General features: G+C 31.9%; 1 protein-coding gene. It reads left to right on the top strand.

Features of this window, described 5'->3' with window-relative positions; all coding sequences use genetic code 11:
- Nucleotides 1-34 precede the first annotated feature (34 nt).
- A complete protein-coding gene (locus tag CXF67_RS00180; RefSeq protein WP_102086927.1) occupies nucleotides 35-412 on the top strand; it encodes a hypothetical protein in 378 nt (125 codons plus the stop codon).
- Nucleotides 413-614: the final 202 nt, after the last annotated feature.

Here is a 614-nt window from a genome sequence, read left to right as displayed (position 1 = left end):
GTTGTAAAACATACTAAACCAAAATTACGCATAAATGAACGTTTACGGAAAATGTAAAAATTGTAAAAACGAAATTGGATACCGAACCGATGCAAATACTCGTGTTGAATTTGCAATGCAAGACGGCGAAACTAAAAAAATGAACTGCAAAAATTGCGGTACTGATACGGTCTTTCACGTGGACGAATTATTCGCCAAACGTTCTAACATGCCTTTTTTAACGGTTGCATTAGGAGTTTTTTTATTAGTAATTATTACTGTATACTTCCTGTTTTTTAGTGACAACCAATATGTAATTATAGCTTTTGGACTTCCATTTGCTGTTTACTTCATGTTAGATAAACAAGACCAAAAAAGAGTTTCTGATTTTAATAAGCGAAAATTAAAAGGTAGAACTCACAACATCGGATAAAGTACGTTTTACAACAGTGTATATAAAAAATAGCGTAAGTCGTCGCTAACACTAAAGATTGGGCATTTTTAGGCAGTCGCCAAATTTTTAAATTTGACGATTTCACTAAATTTAAATAAATAGTAAAATTTAAAAATTCCGCTTGTGTTAATCCGAAAAGATAATGCCTCCTTTTAGCGCTACTTTTCATATACGAGACGTT

It is taken from the genome of Psychroflexus sp. MES1-P1E (assembly GCF_002836055.1).
Lineage (GTDB): Bacteria > Bacteroidota > Bacteroidia > Flavobacteriales > Flavobacteriaceae > Psychroflexus.
The sequence above is the reverse complement of the archived record's forward strand: the minus strand, read 5'-3'. Positions and strand labels throughout refer to the sequence as shown.

Bases quoted from the DNA above. Each gene is read 5' to 3' on its own strand.
- CXF67_RS00180 (WP_102086927.1), top strand. From the start codon at position 35: ATGAACGTTTACGGAAAATGTAAAAATTGTAAAAACGAAATTGGATAC.